Here is a 2968-nt window from a genome sequence, read left to right as displayed (position 1 = left end):
AGATATTAGTAATAGTGGTTATGCAACACTTTTAGCAAACTCTGTTTCAAATGAAGGAACTATTAAAGCTATAAAAGGAAGTGTTAGACTAATTGGAGCCAATGAAGTAAGTATAAATCTAAATGGAAACTCAATAGTAGATTTAACTGTAGATAAGGGAGTGTTAGACTCACTTGTTGAAAATAAAGGTGCAGTATATGCTGATGGTGGAGAGATTTTTTTAACAACAAACGCAGTAGATGAACTTCTTAAAGGGGTTGTAAATAATACAGGTGTTATTGAAGCTAATAGCTTAGATGGTGTAACTGGATATGTAGAACTTTTTGCACATGGAGGTGAAGCTAAGATTGGTGGAACAATTACTGCTAAAGAAGGATTTGTTGAAACATCAGGAAAAGAGTTTACTTTTAATGATGCTAAGATAGAAGCTGGTGAGTGGTTAATTGACCCTGTTGATATCACTATAGACCAAACTCTTGCAGATGCAATTGAAGAACAACTTAATAGTGGTAATGTGACTATTGAAACTGATGCAACCAATACTCCTGATACAACTAATAATGAAAATACTGATGGTGGTGGAGATATTTTTGTAACTGGAAATATTGAATATACAGGTATGAACGATAGTAGTCTTACTTTAAAAGCTTATAGAAATATTATCTTTGGTAATTCATATAATCCTAAAGCTAATGGAAGTATCTCAAGTACAAATGCAGCACTTGACGTAACATTATGGGCAAGAGCTGGTGGAAATAACGAAGCAACTGATTCAAGGGTTGGTTCAGTATGGCTTCCTCAAGGTTCAAGTATCTCAACAAATGGAGGAGATGTAATAATAGGTGGTGGACAAGATGCACTTAATGGTTATACCCTAGGTCAGTATACTACATCAGGTGAAAATAACTCTTTATACAGAGGAGCCTCAATTAATGGAAATATTAATGCAGATGGTGGTGATATTTCAATAAGAGCTAAAGCTGGACAATCTGGAATTGCAGCAGCAAGAGGTGTAAGCATTGCAGGTGATTCTACTATAGAAACATCAGGAACGGGGAATATTAGTATCTATGGTATTGCAAAAGGTAATTCTGATGCAGTAGCTATTGGAGATTCTTATTTTGGAAATGATACGACAGGTCGGGGAATAGTTTCAGTTAGTGATGGTGATATATACATAGAAGGACTTAAAGGAAATGGAGCCAATAGTGAAGCTTTATATATGAGTAATGAGTCAGAGGTTAATTCACAAAATGGGAATGTAATCATTACTGGTTCTCAAACAGGAGATATTAAAGTAGATTTAAGAAGTAAAATAACTGCTGATACTCTATTTATTTATGATGCGAATAATGTTTATTTAAATAATTTTGAAATGGGTAGTGGCCATATCATTAAAAATATTGTTGGTTCAAATATAAATGGAGAATTTAATTTTACAAATAGTGAAGCATTTACTATTGGAGATTTTTTATATAATTCAAACTCTTTTAATGGACTAGTTGCAAATGGAGATATAAATTTAAAATCAGAGGGTAAAGGTTCAGGTATTAGTATAAATAAAAATATTTACTCTATTTCAGGAGATACTTTTGTAAATGGTGGAATCCACATAGATGTAAATACTAATCTCTTTTGGGACACACAAAGTAAACTAACACTTCAAGCAGAGTATGTAAATGTAAATGCAGAAATTAAAAATACAAACACTACAAATGGTGGAGTATATTTTGATGCACTTGACAATACGGGAGCAATTAACTTTGATACAAATGGAAAAGTTGTAATTAACAATATTCATCAACTTCAATGGATGGATACAGCATTATTTGGGAACTATGAACTAGGAAGTGATATAGATGCTAGTAATACGATAAACTGGAATAATGGTGCTGGTTGGAATCCAATCGCAGGAGAAGTAAATGACTGGGAAGGTTTTAGTGGAACTTTTGATGGGAAAGAACATTCAATTAATAATTTATTTATTTTTAATACTAATGGTAAGACAACAGGATTATTTGGAAAAGTATTAAACGGAACAATAAAAAATCTTGTATTAGATGATTTTGATATAACTGGTGATTTTTTTACAGGTTCACTAATTGGTCATGCAAGTCCTAATTCACATATTGAAAATGTCATAGCACAAAATGGCTCAGTAACAGGAGTAAGAAGAGTTGGAGGCTTAATTGGAGCACTTTGGGAATCAGATTTTACGGTATTAAACTCTCATGTTAAAAATGTTGATGTTGTAGGTTCTTATATTGTTGGAGGATTAGTTGGTCAATTAAATGCTTCAAGAATAGTAAACTCTTCAGTTCAAGGTGGTAGTGTAATTGCTTTATTTAATGAAGGAGCAAATGATGCAAGTGGTGATGAAGTAGGAGGACTTGTAGGTTCAGCTTATGACTCTGAAATTTTAAACTCTTATGCAAATACTAATGTTTCAGGAGAGAAAGATGTAGGAGGAGTTGTAGGTAAAGCAGGAAATACTATAATTCAAAACTCTTATTCTAATGGAGATATAAATGGTGTTTCAAATTTAGGTGGTATCTTAGGATACTCAGATGGAAATATAGATATTTCTAATAGTTATAGTCAAGTAGAAACAACTATCGTGTCTGATGTTTATGGTGGAAATGAGAACATTGCTGGAATTATAGGGAATAATGATGGGACTATATCAAACTCATACTACGATAAAACAAAAAATAAAAATAAGTATGATGAAGAACTTTATGGAAAAACAACAGCACAATTACAAGATATAAATACATTTAAAGATGGTTCAAAAGAAGATTGGTCAATAGTAGAAGACTCTACACTAGATAAAGGAACGCCTATTTTATCTTGGCAAGTAAATAAAGATGGAGAAAATAAGCCTATTTGGATAATTGGTACAAAAGTTACTACAGAACCAGAAAAACCAACACCTGAGCCTGAATTACCAGAACCTGAAAAGAAACCA

The 2968-nt window shown here is 32.4% G+C and carries 1 protein-coding gene; it reads left to right on the top strand.

Annotation, left to right across the window (positions count from 1 at the left end):
• Window positions 1–2968, top strand: a 2968-nt coding sequence (locus CP960_RS13805; RefSeq protein WP_101185885.1) for a beta strand repeat-containing protein, incomplete at both ends; no start/stop codon positions are given.

Origin of the sequence: Malaciobacter halophilus (assembly GCF_002837275.1) — a bacterium.
Classification (GTDB): Bacteria; Campylobacterota; Campylobacteria; order Campylobacterales; family Arcobacteraceae; genus Malaciobacter; species Malaciobacter halophilus.
The sequence above is the reverse complement of the archived record's forward strand: the minus strand, read 5'-3'. Positions and strand labels throughout refer to the sequence as shown.